Annotated in this window: 18 protein-coding genes and 1 tRNA gene; 10 read left to right on the forward strand and 9 right to left on the reverse strand. The window is 64.6% G+C overall.

Annotated elements, in window-relative coordinates; genetic code table 11:
- Positions 1-12 precede the first annotated feature (12 nt).
- The 4 genes from rplI to NSE01_RS16275 form a co-directional block, all read right to left on the reverse strand.
- Complete coding sequence (gene rplI / locus NSE01_RS16260) at positions 13-612, reverse strand: 50S ribosomal protein L9 (RefSeq protein ID WP_147160705.1); 600 nt, start codon at positions 610-612, stop codon at positions 13-15.
- A gap of 12 nt (positions 613-624) precedes the next feature.
- Positions 625-849 carry a 30S ribosomal protein S18 gene (gene rpsR / locus NSE01_RS16265; RefSeq protein ID WP_054121790.1) on the reverse strand — a complete coding sequence of 75 codons (225 nt, stop codon included), beginning with the start codon at positions 847-849 and terminating at the stop codon, positions 625-627.
- Positions 850-852: 3 nt separating this feature from the next.
- A complete protein-coding gene (gene rpsF / locus NSE01_RS16270; protein WP_067908416.1) occupies positions 853-1,215 on the reverse strand; it encodes a 30S ribosomal protein S6 in 363 nt (120 codons plus the stop codon).
- A 162-nt stretch (positions 1,216-1,377) separates the two neighbouring features.
- Positions 1,378-1,797, reverse strand: a complete 420-nt coding sequence (locus NSE01_RS16275; RefSeq protein ID WP_147160706.1) for a PilZ domain-containing protein — start codon at positions 1,795-1,797, stop codon at positions 1,378-1,380.
- A gap of 195 nt (positions 1,798-1,992) precedes the next feature.
- Here NSE01_RS16275 and NSE01_RS16280 point away from each other — a divergent pair, with 195 nt between their 5' ends.
- Positions 1,993-3,300: an adenylate/guanylate cyclase domain-containing protein gene (locus NSE01_RS16280; RefSeq protein ID WP_147160707.1), complete on the forward strand. Its 1,308-nt coding sequence runs from the start codon at positions 1,993-1,995 to the stop codon at positions 3,298-3,300.
- Here the strand turns inward: NSE01_RS16280 and NSE01_RS16285 are convergent.
- From NSE01_RS16285 to aroA, 3 genes are read right to left on the reverse strand one after another with little or no spacing between them, the layout of a single operon-like run.
- On the reverse strand, positions 3,297-4,244 hold the full coding sequence (locus tag NSE01_RS16285) for a bifunctional helix-turn-helix transcriptional regulator/GNAT family N-acetyltransferase (RefSeq protein WP_246135249.1): 948 nt from the start codon (positions 4,242-4,244) through the stop codon (positions 3,297-3,299). The two genes, NSE01_RS16280 and NSE01_RS16285, sit on opposite strands and share 4 nt — an antisense overlap.
- Before the next feature lie 52 nt (positions 4,245-4,296).
- Entirely contained in the window at positions 4,297-4,920 is a 624-nt protein-coding gene (locus NSE01_RS16290) for a (d)CMP kinase (protein WP_147160708.1), read from the reverse strand.
- Entirely contained in the window at positions 4,917-6,278 is a 1,362-nt protein-coding gene (aroA, locus tag NSE01_RS16295; RefSeq protein WP_147160709.1) for a 3-phosphoshikimate 1-carboxyvinyltransferase, read from the reverse strand. The genes NSE01_RS16290 and aroA overlap by 4 nt, the downstream gene beginning before the upstream one ends.
- Before the next feature lie 174 nt (positions 6,279-6,452).
- Here aroA and NSE01_RS16300 point away from each other — a divergent pair, with 174 nt between their 5' ends.
- The 6 genes from NSE01_RS16300 (at position 6,453) to NSE01_RS16325 (ending at position 10,409) form a co-directional block, all read left to right on the forward strand.
- The gene (locus NSE01_RS16300; protein ID WP_147160710.1) at positions 6,453-6,770 is read left to right on the forward strand and encodes an FYDLN acid domain-containing protein; all 318 of its coding nucleotides are present in this window, start codon (positions 6,453-6,455) and stop codon (positions 6,768-6,770) included.
- A gap of 187 nt (positions 6,771-6,957) precedes the next feature.
- Positions 6,958-7,033 (forward strand) — tRNA-Ala (locus tag NSE01_RS16305).
- A 218-nt stretch (positions 7,034-7,251) separates the two neighbouring features.
- A complete protein-coding gene (locus NSE01_RS16310) occupies positions 7,252-7,854 on the forward strand; it encodes a hypothetical protein (RefSeq protein ID WP_174812059.1) in 603 nt (200 codons plus the stop codon).
- A gap of 3 nt (positions 7,855-7,857) precedes the next feature.
- Positions 7,858-8,574 (forward strand): COG3904 family protein, encoded by a 717-nt coding sequence (locus NSE01_RS16315; RefSeq protein WP_246135250.1) that lies wholly within the window; start codon positions 7,858-7,860, stop codon positions 8,572-8,574.
- Positions 8,575-8,631: 57 nt separating this feature from the next.
- On the forward strand, positions 8,632-9,954 hold the full coding sequence (locus tag NSE01_RS16320) for an Hsp70 family protein (RefSeq protein ID WP_147160711.1): 1,323 nt from the start codon (positions 8,632-8,634) through the stop codon (positions 9,952-9,954).
- Positions 9,951-10,409: a GreA/GreB family elongation factor gene (locus tag NSE01_RS16325; protein ID WP_147160712.1), complete on the forward strand. Its 459-nt coding sequence runs from the start codon at positions 9,951-9,953 to the stop codon at positions 10,407-10,409. Before NSE01_RS16320 ends, NSE01_RS16325 begins: the two co-directional genes overlap by 4 nt.
- Here the strand turns inward: NSE01_RS16325 and NSE01_RS16330 are convergent.
- Positions 10,406-11,341: an isopenicillin N synthase family dioxygenase gene (locus tag NSE01_RS16330; protein ID WP_147160713.1), complete on the reverse strand. Its 936-nt coding sequence runs from the start codon at positions 11,339-11,341 to the stop codon at positions 10,406-10,408. The two genes, NSE01_RS16325 and NSE01_RS16330, sit on opposite strands and share 4 nt — an antisense overlap.
- A 62-nt stretch (positions 11,342-11,403) precedes the next feature.
- Between NSE01_RS16330 and NSE01_RS16335 the strand changes: the two genes are divergently transcribed.
- Together NSE01_RS16335 and NSE01_RS16340 are read left to right on the forward strand one after the other, a co-directional pair.
- Positions 11,404-11,844 (forward strand): EVE domain-containing protein, encoded by a 441-nt coding sequence (locus NSE01_RS16335; protein ID WP_147160714.1) that lies wholly within the window; start codon positions 11,404-11,406, stop codon positions 11,842-11,844.
- A gap of 116 nt (positions 11,845-11,960) precedes the next feature.
- The gene (locus tag NSE01_RS16340; protein ID WP_147160715.1) at positions 11,961-12,209 is read left to right on the forward strand and encodes a hypothetical protein; all 249 of its coding nucleotides are present in this window, start codon (positions 11,961-11,963) and stop codon (positions 12,207-12,209) included.
- A gap of 3 nt (positions 12,210-12,212) precedes the next feature.
- On the opposite strand, the gene NSE01_RS16345 is transcribed toward NSE01_RS16340, so the two are convergent.
- Positions 12,213-13,541, reverse strand: coding sequence for an MFS transporter (locus NSE01_RS16345; RefSeq protein WP_147160716.1), 1,329 nt, complete (start codon positions 13,539-13,541; stop codon positions 12,213-12,215).
- Positions 13,542-13,680: 139 nt separating this feature from the next.
- On the opposite strand from NSE01_RS16345, the gene pgsA reads away from it, so the two are divergent.
- Positions 13,681-14,274 (forward strand): CDP-diacylglycerol--glycerol-3-phosphate 3-phosphatidyltransferase, encoded by a 594-nt coding sequence (gene pgsA / locus NSE01_RS16350; RefSeq protein WP_147160717.1) that lies wholly within the window; start codon positions 13,681-13,683, stop codon positions 14,272-14,274.
- Positions 14,275-14,279 lie beyond the last annotated feature (5 nt).

Genomic DNA, 14,279 nt, shown 5'->3' on the forward strand with positions numbered 1-14,279 from the left:
TCAGGCCTTGCCTCAGGCGTCAGCGCCCTCGGCGCGATCCTCGAGCAGGTCAGCCGGGATTTCGCCCGGTTCGGCATTCGGGTCGTAGGCTTCGGTGAAGCCGCCGACTTCGGTATCGAACATCGCGTCGATGACGTCGACGCCCTGCGACTGCAGCGCGGCTTCGTCGGGCGAACGGGCGACGTTGACCTTGACCGTCACGCTCACTTCGGGGTGCAGCGCGACCTTCACGGTCGAGATACCGATGCTCTTGATCGGGCGTTCCAGCACGACCATGGACTTCGACACCTTGGCGCCCTGTTCGACCAGCGCGTCGACGATGTCGCGCACCGAAACCGAACCATAGAGCTGGCCGGAGTTGGACGAGGCGCGGATCAGCACCACTTCCTTGCCCTCGACGTTTGCCGATTCGGTCTTGGCGTCTTCACGGCGTGCCGCGTTGTCCGCTTCGATGCGGGCGCGGTTGGCTTCGAAGACCTTGCGGTTGGCTTCGTTGGCGCGGAGAGCCTTCTTGTTGGGCAGCAGGAAGTTGCGCGCGTAGCCGTCCTTGACGGTCACGACGTCGCCGATGGAGCCCAGCTTCTCGATGCGCTCGAGCAGGATGATCTGCATGTCTCGCGCTCCTTACTTGACGATGTAGGGAAGCAGGCCGATGTGCCGGGCGCGCTTGATCGCCTGGCCCAGCTCACGCTGCTTCTTTGCCGAAACGGCGGTGATGCGCGAAGGCACGATCTTGCCACGCTCGGACATGAAGCCCTGAAGCAGGCGCACGTCCTTGTAGTCGATGACAGGGGCGCCCTTGCCCGAGAACGGGCACGACTTGCGGCGACGGAAAAACGGACGAGCCATGGCTTATTCCCCTTCGCGTTCGCGGCGGCGGGTCCGCTCGCGGTCGTTCTTGCGCATCATCACCGAGGGGCCGGCTTCGTGCTCGTCGACGCGGACGGTCATGAAGCGGATCACGTCTTCGTTGATCGCGGTCTGGCGTTCGAGCTCTGCGACCACGCCAGCGGGGGCGTCGATGTCGAGCAGCACGAAGTGCGCCTTGCGGTTCTTCTGGATCTTGTAAGCCAGCGAACGGAGACCCCAGGTCTCGGTCTTGACGACCTTCCCGTTGTTGGTCTCGACGATTTCGGTGGCGGTGGCGGCAAGCGCGTCAACCTGAGCCTGGCTCAGATCCTGACGCGCAAGGAAGACATGCTCGTAAAGCGGCATGAGGCCTTGCGTCCTTCATCAATCTAACCGATCGCTGGCTGATCCGCGGTATTGCGGGGCCCCTCCGGCTTTCTTCAGGTTTCCGCGACAAGGCCGTCACCTCGCCGCGGAAGCGATGCCCCTTAGCGGGAATTGGTGAGGATGCAAGGCGAAACTCGGCGCTCAGGCCGCATGGCGCGCTGGTGGAACCTCGGGTTTGCCACGAGCGGGCTTGCCATGAGCAGCCACATCGGTTTCGGGTCGGCCCATCTCGATCCGTTGCAGATGCCCGATCGCAAAGTCCGCCACAAGGTTCGCGAACACGTTCTCATGCAGCGGCAATTCGAACTCTAGGCCGGAGGTCTTGTCCTTCGACCACACGACAAGAGCGATCTTCGGTGCCAGTTCGGGCAGGAACAGCGTGACCGTATCGCCGATGCGCTGGCGGGGAATGCCCTCGATCCGCGCGCCGTGCGTGGTCATGTCCTTAAGCATGACGGTTGACCGCGTCACCCCGTGCTTGCAGCGCACCGGAAGCTCGAACCCCACGCGCCGCGCGCGCCGGTGGTTGAGATGCTCCACTCCCTCGAACTCGTCGAACATGGCCTGCTCCTGCCGCTGGCGTTTACCACATGCATTCAGAACGGCCGGAACAGGCCAAGGTTCAGGGCTTACGCATTAATCCCATTGGGCTTTGCAGTTTGATCCGGATCGGTTCATTGTCGTTCCAGCAATCTTTCGGAAATATGGGCTGGGTCGGGGATTGCTGCGCACGCATGTGCCGCAGGGGAGGCATCGGTGGGGGATGAAAGCAAGAGTGCGATCGCGATGAGCCGCCCGGGGCTGTTCAGCCGCTTTGCCGATGACGCGACCGAGCGCCGCTATTCGGAGCGCGCGCGCACGCTGCGCCTGCCGTTCGTGCGGCTTTACGGCGTGATCTTCATGGTCGTGGCGCTGGCCTATTCGATCGTGAACCCGATGTTCCTCGCGCCGACAGACAATGCCCAGCTGGCCATTTTGCTCGGCCTCGCGCTGCTGGCCTGCGGTGCCTACATCGGCGTGACGTTCTGGGATGGGTACATCCGCTATGCTCTGATCGATTTCATCGCGCTGCTGACGATTTCGCTGCTGGTCGGCAAGATCAACGTCGTGCTGTTCGAGCATCTTTCCAGCCTCGATGCCACGTTGCACGCCGTGGGAACGGTCAACCGGCTTATCATCACGGCCTTCGCTGCCGTCACGCTGGCTGGCCGGCCGCGCATGTTCATTGCCTGGCTCAGCTTTGATGCGCTGGTGTGGTTTGCGCAGATCAGCAGCGGGCAGCCGCACCTCTCGGCGGTGGTCTATGCCGTGCTCAGCTTTTCCAGCGGCGCAGTGGTGATGATGGCGATCAATCTTGCTGTCGGGCGCACCAGCCGCGCGGCGTTCCAACTGGCGGATTCGCTCGATGCAGAACGCGAGAGGAACGAGGAGCTGGTGCTGAACATGTTGCCGCCTGCCGCCGTCAACCGTATCCGCAGCGGCCTGCTCGTCGCCGATTCCTACGCCGACGCCAGTGTGATCTTCATCGACATGGTCGGCTTTTCCACCTTGGCCAAGCGCGTCTCGCCCGGGCACCTCGTCGAACTGCTGAATGCCTTCTTCAACCACGCCGATGCCTGCGCGCGCCAGTTCGGGGTTGAGAAGGTCAAGACGGTCGGCGATGCCTATCTCGCCATAGCGGGCGGCAACGTGCCTTCGGGCAACAGCGCCGATGCCGCGATCGCCTTTGCCCGCGCGGTGATCGCGGGCGTTGCTGAAATGGGGCGGGGTGCGGGCATGGAAGTCGCTCTGCGCGCCGGCATCCACAGCGGCCCGGTGGTCGGCGGCGTGATCGGCGAGACGCGGATGGCCTATGACTACTGGGGCGACACGGTGAACATCGCCGCACGGCTCGACGGCACCGCGCCCGTGAACGGCATTGCCGTTTCCGAGATAACCTGGCTTCGTGCGCGGGACCGCGAAGGCTTCGGCGCGCCTGTGACCATTGCGCTCAAGGGCGTGGGCGATGTCCTTGTCTATCACATGCAGCCGCCGATTGGCGGGCAGGTGGAACAGGCCGCTTAGGGGGCGTAGCGCATCGCCACGTCGCAGCGGGCATAGCGCGTGCCGTACTCGGCCATGATCCCGGCATCGTGCCGGAAGCCCAGCTTTTCGTAGAGGTGGATCGCCGCCGCGCAGGTGTGGTTGGTGAGGAGATAGAGCGGATCAGCGCCGATCCGCTGTGCCCGTGCGATGGTCGCCGCCAGCAGGAATGCGCCAGCACCAAGCCCGCGCGCACTTTCGAGCACCCCCATCTTGGTAAGTTCGTAACCGCCACCGCCCGTCGGCTTGAGCGCACACGTACCAACCACGCCGAGCCCTTCCGTCTCGACGAACAGGATCGTGCCGCCCGGTGCGATGATCTTCTCGTGCGGATTTTCCAGCACTTCGCGATCCACCGGCTCGAGCACGAACATCGCCTGAATCCATTCGGCGTTGATGTCATGGAAAGCCTGCGCAAGGTCGTCGCTGTACTCGCGCAGGCGCAGCGGCGTCTTGCGGGCAGGGCCGACGCGAGCGAGCAATGGCTGGGCCGCAAGGGCGTCCTCGATCCGCTCAAGATCCCGCAGGAAGTCCCCGGGCACAGCTGCAAGCAGTGATTGCACCGCGCCTCCGATGCGCGGCCAGACGTCAGTCATCGCTGCGGCGTGAGCTTCCTCGCCAGCAGGCGTCAGCGAGACGAGACGTTGGCGCTGGTCGCGACCGGGCACGGTATCGACAAGGCCCAGCTTGGTGAGTTGGCCGATCGCGCGTGTCACTCCCGGCTGGCTGATGCCGATGGCGGCAACGAGTTGATTCACGCTCTTCGGTCCGCGCGCCAGCGCAGTAATCAGGGCCATATGGCCTGGCTGGCAGGGCAGGCCCGCCTCGCTTATCGAGATGGCAGCCTCCGCCTGCATGCGTTCAGCAAGTCTTTTCAATCGGCTGCCGAGATAGACTGGCCCGGCTTCGCGCAAGATATCGGTCACGGCATTCTCACTTATATAACACGTTATATATCATGTTATATAAGTGGTGATGTCAAGCCTGCAACTGCTTTTCGACAAGCGCAATCGCCGCAGCAATGGCTGCATCGATGGGGAGGTCCGAGGTGTCGAGCAACGCAGCCCCATCGGCCTGCCGCAGCGGTGCGGCGGCGCGGGTGCGGTCGCGTTCGTCGCGGGCGGCGAGGTCCGCCTCGATTTCCTCGCGGGTCACGTTCTCGCCGCGCTTCTGCATTTCCGCCCAGCGGCGCAGCGCACGGGCCGCTACGCTCGCGGTTACGAAGAGCTTTGCCTCGGCTTCGGGCGCGATGACGGTGGCGATATCGCGGCCATCCAGCACCGCCCCGCCGGGCTGGCGTGCGAAGGCCTGCTGGCGCGCAAGCAGCGCGGCGCGCACGGCGGGATGGATCGAGACCCGGCTGGCGAGCGCCCCTGTCTCTTCGCTGCGCAGGGCATCGTCTTCTAGCAGGCTTTCCGGAAAATCGGCGGCGGCGAGGGCGTGGTCCGGATCATCGGGATTGCCCGCGGTGAGGAATACCTGGCGACCAACGGCCCGATACAACAGGCCGGTATCGAGGTGCGGCAGGCCGTAATGCGCGGCAAGCGCCTTGGCGATGGTGCCCTTGCCCGAAGCGGTGGGCCCGTCGATGGCGATGATCATGCGGCTTCTCCTGCCTGTCCGGAAGCCTTTGCCAACAGCGCTTCGAACACAGGGAAGCTGGTGGCGATGGGGCGGGTGTCGTCGATGTCCACACCGGCGCGGCTGGCGAGGCCGGCCACGGCCATGCTCATCGCGATGCGGTGGTCGAGGTGAGTGGCAACGGGGGCGTTGTCCGTGCCGCGCAGCGGTTCGCCGCCAGTGCCGTCGATGATCAGGCCGTCGTCGGTTTCGGTCACGGTCGCGCCGGCCTGCTCCAGCGCCACGCGCATCACCGTGATCCGGTCGCTTTCCTTGACACGCAGTTCTTCAAGACCGGTCGTGACCGTGCGCCCACTCGCAAGCGCTGCCGCCACGAACAGCACCGGAAACTCGTCCACCATGCTCGGCACAACCGCCGGATCGACTGCAATGCCGGTAAGCGCCGAGTGCCGCACCCGCAGGTCCGCCACCGGCTCGCCGCCAACATCGCGGCGATCGAGTTCCTCGATCTGCCCGCCCATATCGCGCAGCACGCCAAGCAGCGCGGCGCGGGTCGGGTTCAGGCCGACGTTCTCGATCACGAGGTCCGAACCCGGCACCAGCAGTGCCGCCACCACAAAGAACGCAGCGGACGAAGGATCGCCGGGCACTTCGATGGTCTGAGGCCTCAGTTCAGCCTCGCCGGTGAGACGAATCGTGCGCGTGCCGTCCGCCGCAACTTCAACCGTGAGGTCTGCGCCAAAGCCTCGCAAAATGCGCTCTGAATGGTCGCGCGTCGGCACCGGCTCGATCACCGTGGTCACGCCCGGCGTGTTGAGCCCCGCCAGCAGGACGGCGCTCTTCACTTGCGCCGAGGCAACCGGCAGGCGGTAGCTGATCGGCACGGCAGGCGCGATGCCGCGCAGGGTCAAGGGGAGGCGGCCACCCGGCGCCGAAGTGAAATCCGCGCCCATCTGCGAGAGCGGATCGATCACGCGGCCCATCGGGCGCTTGGACAGACTGGCATCGCCGATGAACGTGGCGGTGATCGCATGGCTGGCGACGAGGCCCATGAGGAGTCGTGTAGATGTGCCCGAATTGCCCATGTCGAGAGCCTGCTTCGGCTGGAGCAACCCGCCCACGCCGACGCCGTCGATGACCCACTCACCATGCGCCAGCCGTTCGATGCTGGCCCCCATCGCGCGCATCGCGGCGGCGGTCGACATCACGTCCTCACCCTCCAGCAGCCCCGTAACGCGCGTGCGCCCCACTGCCAGCGCACCGAGCATGATCGAGCGGTGGCTGATCGATTTGTCGCCCGGCACGCGGATCCGCCCGGTGAGTGGCCCGCTGGCCGTGAAGCGGCGAGGGCGCGGAGCGGAGGTTTCGGCTGAATGCACTTTGGCGGGTCTTTCCGGGGTCTGGTACGGTCGTGGAAATGGGCGCGCTTTTGACAGCGCCCCGCGCCTATGGCAAGGCGCGCGCCGCGCTTGATTCTAAGGACTGCCGTCCCCATCAAGCACCGCTATTGAGCCGTCCGCACCTGCCGCGGGCGCCAGACTTAAGGATTACGCATGGTCAAGCCTGAATGGGGCGCAAAGCACGGCTGCCCGAAGTGCGGCACCCGCTTCTACGACATGGGCAAGGATGACCCGGTCACCTGCGTCGAATGCAAGTACAGCTGGACGCCTGAACCGGTGCTCAAGTCCAAGCAGCCGATCCCCTACGAGGAGATTCAGAAGGAGAAGGCCGACGTCGCGCCCGACGTCGATCTGGCCGACGAAGATCTCGACATCGACGAGGATGCCGATTCGCCCGACAACGACGTCGATCTTGGCGGCGATGACGATCTTGGCGTCCCCGGCCACGACGGCGAGGACGAAGAAGTCTGAGTTTCCACGCGCCGGAGCGTTCGGGCCCCCCCACTTTTTGAGGTGGCGGCCCGGCGCTCCGGCAGTGAATTTCCGCTGTTGCAAATTTTGTGTTGCCAGCGCGATGGGCCTCGCATAAAGGCGCGGTCCTCCGGCGGTTCGCCCGCCGGTCCGTAGTGCCTCCAGCGGCACTTCGCGAAATGGTTATGGGGCCTTAGCTCAGCTGGGAGAGCGCCTGCATGGCATGCAGGAGGTCAGCGGTTCGATCCCGCTAGGCTCCACCATTTCTCCTCACATCGGCAATCAGTGCTTGGCACGGGGCGAAACCCGCCGCGCGAAATGCGGTGCCATTGACGCACATCACACCCCTCCTTAGGCATGCGCGGTATCGGGTTCATCGGCGATACAATCTTCGCCGGATAACAAAGGCCATGCAGCGGCGGCAAAGCTCCGGATCAGACCGGAGCCGGCGTCAACGTGCATTTCAGGGGTGCCATTGCTGATGAACACGTCTCGTCCGTCCCTCCGCCGCAGGCTGAGCGCTGCTATCGGCATTGTCGCCTGCGGTTCACTCGCGGCGACAAATGCCAGCGCGCAGTTCGGCGGGTTCGGCTTGCCTTCATTGCCGAGCGTGCCGACAAGCTCGTCGAAGAGCTCTGACGGCTGCCCCAAGGGCAAAAGCAAGAGCGAAGGCTCGGCGGTGCTGGGCGGCCTGATCGGGCAGGGCCTTGGCCGTGCTGCGGGCTCGGCCGGGGTTTCGAGCTACTTTCCGATCGCAGACGTTGCGGGCACGCTGACCAACGCCATCGCCTGCAAGCTGGATCCTGCCGAACAGAAGCAGGCCGCCAACGCCACGATCGAAGCGACGCGCGGCGAGACGAGCGATGTCGAGCCGCCGCCCGTGGGTGCGTCCTCCTCTTGGACATCCGAAACGCGCGAGAACGTGTCGGGCACCTCCACCGTGGTCGCGCGCAATGACAACGATCAGGGCGGCATGCAGTGCATCACCGTCAGCGACGTCATCATCGTCAATGGCGAGGAGACCACCGCCAACAAGCGCATGTGCCGCAAGCCCGGCCAGGCGCGTTATGCGCTGATGGCCTGAGCGATGGGCCGCTTGCGCAGCCTTGCCCTTGGTGCTGCCGGGATTGCGCTCATTGCCGCCAAGCCCGTTGCCGTGGTGATGGACAAGGACAATCCCTCCTGCCCCGCCGCGCCCGATTGGGGGCAGGCCAAGGCGATTGCGCTGACCGCGGCCGACATGGGCGGCAAGCACGTGCTGATCGCCGACGGGATCATCGATTCGACCCTGCCCAAGCGTCTCAAGGCCGCGCTCGATGCGGATGAGCGGATCGAGGAGATCTGGATCAAGTCGCGCGGCGGCGATGCGCGTGCCGGCAACCTCGCCGGCAAGGTGATCCGCAGCTATCCGGGCATGGTGACGCGCATTCCCCGGGGCTGGACCTGCTTTTCCGCGTGCAACTTCGTGTTCATGGGCGGCGACCGGCGCTTCGTCGATCCCGGCGGCGTGTTCATGGTCCACATGTTCACCCATACCGGCGACCGCGACACGATCGAGATTTCGGTCGAGGAGGGCAGCGCCGAGACCACCCGCCTGATCGGCCAGATCGAACAGGACAGCGCGCTGCTTGCCAGCGAGGACAATGATTTCCTCATCCGCATGGGCATCAGCCGCAAGTTGCTGACCGAAGTAATGTACAAGCAGCAGGCCGTGGCGACCGCGGCCAACAAGACCACCCGCTATTGCCTGAGCCAGGACGAAGTGCGCAAATATAACGTGGTGCCCAAGGAGACGGCAGGCTAGGGGCGTCGGCCCGCTGCGAATCGGCGGCGGCTCCTGATCCGAAAGCTGCGTTCCTCCATGCCTGCCCAGACCTCCCTTGCGCCTGCGGTCGGCATCGACTTCGGCACGACCAACTCAGTCGTCGCCCGCGCCGCGGCTGCCGGCAGCGTCGATCTCGTCCGGTTCACCGCGCCCGATCAGGCTAGCGCGGTGTTCCGGTCCGCGCTGTGCTTCTGGCAGGACGACGCCCTGCGCGGCGGATTGGGCCACGAAGCAGGGCCTTGGGCCATCGCCGAGTTCCTTGCTGATCCGCAAGGCTCGCGGTTCCTGCAGTCGTTCAAGTCGGTAGCGGCCAGCGCGACCTTCGAGCACGCTCCGGTCTTCAACAAAAGGCTGACATTCGAAGTTCTTGGCCAGCGGTTTCTGGATCACCTGATCGATCATGCGGGCGATGCCTTGCGCGATCTGCCGGAACGGATCGTGGTGGGGAGGCCGGTGCGCTATGTCGGCGCGCGGCCCGATCCGGTGCTGGCGCGGTCGCGCTATAACGGGATGTTTGCCCGGCTGGGGTGCGAGATCCACTATGTCTATGAACCGCTCGGCGCTGCCTACGGCTTCGCTTCGCGGCTCAGCGATCCGGCAACCTTGCTGGTGGCTGATTTCGGCGGCGGCACGAGCGACTTTTCGATTGTCCGCGTCGAAGCGCCGGATGCGCCGCGCCGCTGTGTACCGCTTGCTTCGGCTGGTGTCGGCATCGCGGGCGACCGGTTCGATTTCCGCATCATGGACCAGCTTGTCCTGCCGTTGCTGGGCAAGGGCAGCACCTACCGCTCGTTCGACAAGGTGCTCGAGATCCCGCCCGGCTACTTTGCCGATTTCAGCGATTGGTCCCGGCTGGCCCTGATGCGCAACCGGCGCACGCTGGCGGAACTGGGCAAGCTGCGCATGGCCGCGACCGATGCGGAGGCGATTGGCCGAATGATCGCCGTGGTCGAGAACGAGCTTGGCTACGGCCTCTATGAAGCGGTCGGCGCTGTGAAGCGTGATCTTTCAAGCCAGACCCACGCCGCATTCACGTTCGAGGGGGAGGGGCTTTCCGTGAGCGCAGATGTCAGCCGCGCCGACTTCGAACGCTGGATAGCGCCCGATCTTGCGCAACTTGAGGCCGGCGTCGACCGCGTGCTGGCGCGGGCGGGGATGGAGCCGGGGCAAATCGACCATGTCTTCCTGACTGGCGGCTCATCGCTGATTCCGGCCGTGCGCCGCCTGTTCGAACAGCGTTTCGGCGAATCGCGCATTGCCAGCGGCAATGAATTGACGTCCATTGCCCACGGCCTTGCGCTGATCGGCAGCGCGCCCGATCTTGCCGAATGGACGGTCGAGGAAGTGGAGGAAGCATGAGTGTCGCATTCCGCCGCGAAAGCGATGACGAACATCTCGAGCCGAAATTCGAGCTGCCGATCCCGCCTGGGCCGAACCTTGTCACCGAGCGCGGCCTCGCGCTGATCGCGGCGCGCGTCGAAACGCTGGAGGAGGAGCTGGCCGGGCTCTCCGATGAAACCGAAATCAAGCGCGTGAAGCGCGATCTGCGCTACTGGCGCACCCGGCAGGCGACTGCGCAGGTCATGCCAATTCCGGACGGCGGCGTTGTCGCGTTCGGTTCGAAAGTCACTTTCACGCTGAACGGCAAGGAGCGCACGATCACGCTCGTTGGTGATGACGAGGCTGATCCCGCCGCTGGCCTGCTCTCGTTCACCGCGCCGCTCAGCCGCGCGCTGATGGAGGCCGAGGTGGGCGACGAGATCGACTTTGGCGGAAAGCCGGGCGCGATCGAGGTGCTGGGCGTCGGCGCCTAGACCTTCAGGCCAATCTCGCGCAGCCGTTCGTGGAGGTATTCGTCGGCGGTGATCGGGACCGGATAGCGATCCGGGTTTTCCGCGCTCACGCAGCCGGGCAGAGTGCGGATCGCGAAATCGCTGCGCAGGTGCAGGAAGAACGGCATCGAATAGCGGCTGTGCGCGGCGCGCGTGCCGTCGGGGTTGCGCACGCGGTGCGTGGTTGAAGGCAGCACGTGGTTGGTGAGGCGCTGCAGCATATCGCCGATATTGACCACCAGCGCCCCCCGCGGCGGCGAGGCGGGAATCCAGCGACCATCGCGGGTGAGCAGTTCGAGGCCTGCTTCCTCGGCCCCCAGCAGCAGCGTGATGAGATTGATGTCCTCGTGCGCGCCTGCGCGGATCGCGCCGCCCGTCTCGCCGGGAATCGGCGGATAGTGGAGCAGGCGCAGGATCGAATTTCCACCTGCGATGGCCGGATCGAACCAATCCGGCGCGAGGCCGAGCCTGACCGCGATGTGCGAGAGGATCTCGGCGCCAATGCGGTCGAACTCGGCGTAAAGCGCGGTGAAGGTCTCGCGGAAGTCTTCGGGCGCATCGGGCCAGACATTTGCGGGCATCGTCGCCGCAAGCGGGTCACCCGCCGCCAGTTCGCGGCCGACATGCCAGAATTCCTTGAGATCGTGATGCGCCGCGCCCTTGGCGATCTCGGTGCGGAACGGGGTGTAGCCGCGCTGGCCGCCGCCGCCAGCGATGTGCCAGCGCCGCTTGTCCGCCTCGCCTTGTGCGAAGAAGGCACGCGTCAGTTCCCACCCGCGCGCGACCAGCGCCGAATCGAGCCCGTGGTCCTTCACCAGCGCGAAGCCGAAGTGCTGAAAGCTGGCGCCGAGATCTTGAGCCAGATTGCCCGATGGGGCGGCCAGCGAAAGGACGGGGAGGGTATCGAGGTTCATGGCTTGCGTGCGATCCAACAGCGATTATGAGCCCTCCCATATCCCGATCCCGGAAGGCATGCATGAGCAAAATCAAGGCGACCGAACAGGCCTGGCTGATGAAGTCGGAACCCGACGTTTATGGCTGGGATGACCTCATTGCCGAGGGTGAGGGCACTTGGGACGGTGTGCGCAACCACCTCGCCGCGCGCAATCTGCGCACCATGCAGGTTGGCGATCTGGCCTTCTTCTATCACTCGAACATCGGCAAGGAGATCGTTGGAATCGTTCGGATCAGCGTGGCTGGCCTGATTGATCCCACGGACCCGGACGGCAAATGGGCGGCCGTAAAGGTGCAGCCCGTCGCCAAGCTCAAGACGCCGGTCACTCTGGCGACGATCAAGGCAACGCCCTCGCTCGCGGAGATGGAGTTGCTGCGGCTTTCGCGGCTCTCGGTCTCGGCCGTTCGCGCCGGTGAGTGGGACATCGTGCTGGATATGGCTGGCGGCACGACTGAAGCTTGACCACCATGCGGCCTGAACCTGCCAGTTGTGTGCCGGATCGAAACAGTTTTGCATTGGAGTGAGGCGCACCGATTCGGGGCCTCCCCGAATGGTAAATAAAGTCTTAAGACGACGGCATGTTCCTGCGCCGCGCCCCGAATCCTGAACTTGCCGGACATCCCTTCCGCCGCACGCTTCCCGCGCATGTGCTGAGGCCGCTTCCGATGTTCGAACCCGAAGTGGAAGCCGCGATTGCGGCGCTGCAGTTGCCTGAAGGGGTGCGCTCCAAGCCGGTCGATCCCAAGCGGATCACACGGCAGGATGTGAAGGACTTCCTGCTCGCCTACTGCGCCTGCTTCATGGCGGTTTCGGCGTTCATCTTCTGAAGCCTACTCGAAAGTGTGTTCGATCTCGCCCACATGGGCCAGTTCGGCCTTGTGGAGCACCCGCGCGAGCCATGCAGCGATGATGCACATCGCCGCGCCAAGCAGCAGCTGATCGGCCAGCGCCACGCCCCCGGCGCTGAGGCCGATGGCGATCAGCGAGCCCACGACCATCGCGCCCGCGTTGACGATGTTGTTCGCGGCAATCGTCCGCGCGGTTTCAGCCTTGTCGACCACCGTCGTCAGGAAGGCATAGAGCGGAACTACGAACATGCCGCCCGAAATGGCGATGCCGAGCAGGCTGAGCAGCAGCGGCACCGCAAGCGGCTGCATCACGAACTGCGGCACATCGAGCAGCGCCGAGCCGACTGTGTGCTGCCACATCTTGCAGACGAAATGGAACGCGACGACGAACAGGCCCATCACGATCACCGAGGCCGGGCCGAAACGCGCTGAAACAGTGCCCTTCAGGAGGTGATTGATCGAAACCGAGCCGATCGCGACCCCGATCGAGAACACCACGAGGAACAGGCTCGCGACTTCCTTGCTGGCGGACAGCACATTCTTGGCGAGCGGTGGGAACTGGATGAACAGCACCGCACCGATGGTCCAGAAGAAGCTGATCGCGGCGATGGCAAGGAAGACACGCGGGTGGCGCGTCGTCATTCGCACCAGCGTGATCGAAGAGCGGATCACGTTGAAATCAAGCGGAATGGGCTCCATTTGCGGCGGTGCCGACGGCACGAACTGTGCGGTGCAGAAGCCGATCATGGCGGTGCCGATGCAGATCATCGCGGCCCACTCGACCGGGATCCAGCCCGCGAAGATCGTGCCGGCGAGGATCGCGATATAGGTGCCCGCTTCGACCAGGCCAGTTCCGGCGAGCACTTCTTCCGGACGGAGGTGCTGGGGCAGAATCGCGTACTTGATCGGGCCGAAAAAGGTTGAATGCACGCCCATTGCAAGCAGGGCTGCCAGCATGAGCGGGATGGCCACGATCTGAACCGCCATGCCGCGCCATGCCATGAACAGCCCCGCCGCGCCGACCAGCATGATGGCGATTTCGGCTGCCTTCACGATGCGGATGAGCCGGGCCTTGTCGCGCATGTCAGCCAGTTGTCCGGACAGTGCGGACAGCAGGAAGAAAGGCAGGATGAACACCGCCGAGGCAATCGCCGAGAAGCGTGCTTCTGCCGCCTCGGAGTGGTATACGGTGTACACCACGTAGAGGATCATCGCGTTTTTGTAGAGGTTGTCGTTGAACGCGCCGAGCAACTGCGTTGCAAAAAGCGGCAGGAATCGGCGTTTCCGGATGAGCAGCGCGGTCGTTGTCATTAGAGCGTTGTCATTCGGGTTTTGCCAGCTTTCGCATTATCCGACCATCCCATAGCGCCGTGCACGAGGTGGACAAGGGGCATGTGCCGACCAACTTGCGGTTTCTTCGTGCCGTCATCGTGCTTATGGTGATCCTACGATGCTGACACTTCCCAATCTGCTAACGCTTTCCCGGATTGTCACCGTGCCGCTTCTTGCCGCGCTGTTGTGGTGGCCGGAATGGCACATGGGCTACGCGATCGGCTTTGCGGTCTATGGCCTCATGGGCGTGACCGACTACTTCGACGGCTACCTCGCCCGCGCGCAGGGCACGGTCTCCAAGCTCGGCATCTTTCTCGATCCGATTGCGGACAAGATCATGGTTGCGGCGGTCATCCTCGTGCTGACGGCGCAGGGCGTGTTGACCGGACCCTATGTGGGCGATCTGCATGTGATCGCGGGCCTCATCATCCTGATTCGCGAGATCGCGGTTTCGGGCTTGCGCGAGTTTCTGGGCGGCATTCAGGTCTCGGTGCCAGTCTCGCGCCTCGCCAAGTGGAAGACGACGTTCCAGTTCATCGCGCTAGGTGCGCTGATCCTGGGGCAGGGCGCGCCCGGCTGGACGATGATGATCGCCGGGGTTGACGCCAACGTGCCGCACACGGTGGGCCTGTTTACCCTGTGGGCCGCAGCGGTGCTGACGGTGGTTACCGGCTGGGATTACTTGCGCGTCGGCCTCAAGCACATGGATTGATCGGC

This window comes from Novosphingobium sediminis, assembly GCF_007991615.1.
Lineage (GTDB): Bacteria > Pseudomonadota > Alphaproteobacteria > Sphingomonadales > Sphingomonadaceae > Novosphingobium > Novosphingobium sediminis.

Coding starts and splice junctions, on each gene's coding strand:
- rplI (WP_147160705.1), bottom strand. CDS start 612: ATGCAGATCATCCTGCTCGAGCGCATCGAGAAGCTGGGCTCCATCGGC.
- rpsR (WP_054121790.1), bottom strand. CDS start 849: ATGGCTCGTCCGTTTTTCCGTCGCCGCAAGTCGTGCCCGTTCTCGGGC.
- rpsF (WP_067908416.1), bottom strand. CDS start 1,215: ATGCCGCTTTACGAGCATGTCTTCCTTGCGCGTCAGGATCTGAGCCAG.
- NSE01_RS16275 (WP_147160706.1), bottom strand. CDS start 1,797: ATGTTCGACGAGTTCGAGGGAGTGGAGCATCTCAACCACCGGCGCGCG.
- NSE01_RS16290 (WP_147160708.1), bottom strand. CDS start 4,920: ATGATCATCGCCATCGACGGGCCCACCGCTTCGGGCAAGGGCACCATC.
- NSE01_RS16300 (WP_147160710.1), top strand. CDS start 6,453: ATGGTCAAGCCTGAATGGGGCGCAAAGCACGGCTGCCCGAAGTGCGGC.
- NSE01_RS16310 (WP_174812059.1), top strand. CDS start 7,252: ATGAACACGTCTCGTCCGTCCCTCCGCCGCAGGCTGAGCGCTGCTATC.
- NSE01_RS16315 (WP_246135250.1), top strand. CDS start 7,858: ATGGGCCGCTTGCGCAGCCTTGCCCTTGGTGCTGCCGGGATTGCGCTC.
- NSE01_RS16320 (WP_147160711.1), top strand. CDS start 8,632: ATGCCTGCCCAGACCTCCCTTGCGCCTGCGGTCGGCATCGACTTCGGC.
- NSE01_RS16325 (WP_147160712.1), top strand. CDS start 9,951: ATGAGTGTCGCATTCCGCCGCGAAAGCGATGACGAACATCTCGAGCCG.
- NSE01_RS16330 (WP_147160713.1), bottom strand. CDS start 11,341: ATGAACCTCGATACCCTCCCCGTCCTTTCGCTGGCCGCCCCATCGGGC.
- NSE01_RS16335 (WP_147160714.1), top strand. CDS start 11,404: ATGAGCAAAATCAAGGCGACCGAACAGGCCTGGCTGATGAAGTCGGAA.
- NSE01_RS16340 (WP_147160715.1), top strand. CDS start 11,961: ATGTTCCTGCGCCGCGCCCCGAATCCTGAACTTGCCGGACATCCCTTC.
- NSE01_RS16345 (WP_147160716.1), bottom strand. CDS start 13,541: ATGACAACGACCGCGCTGCTCATCCGGAAACGCCGATTCCTGCCGCTT.
- pgsA (WP_147160717.1), top strand. CDS start 13,681: ATGCTGACACTTCCCAATCTGCTAACGCTTTCCCGGATTGTCACCGTG.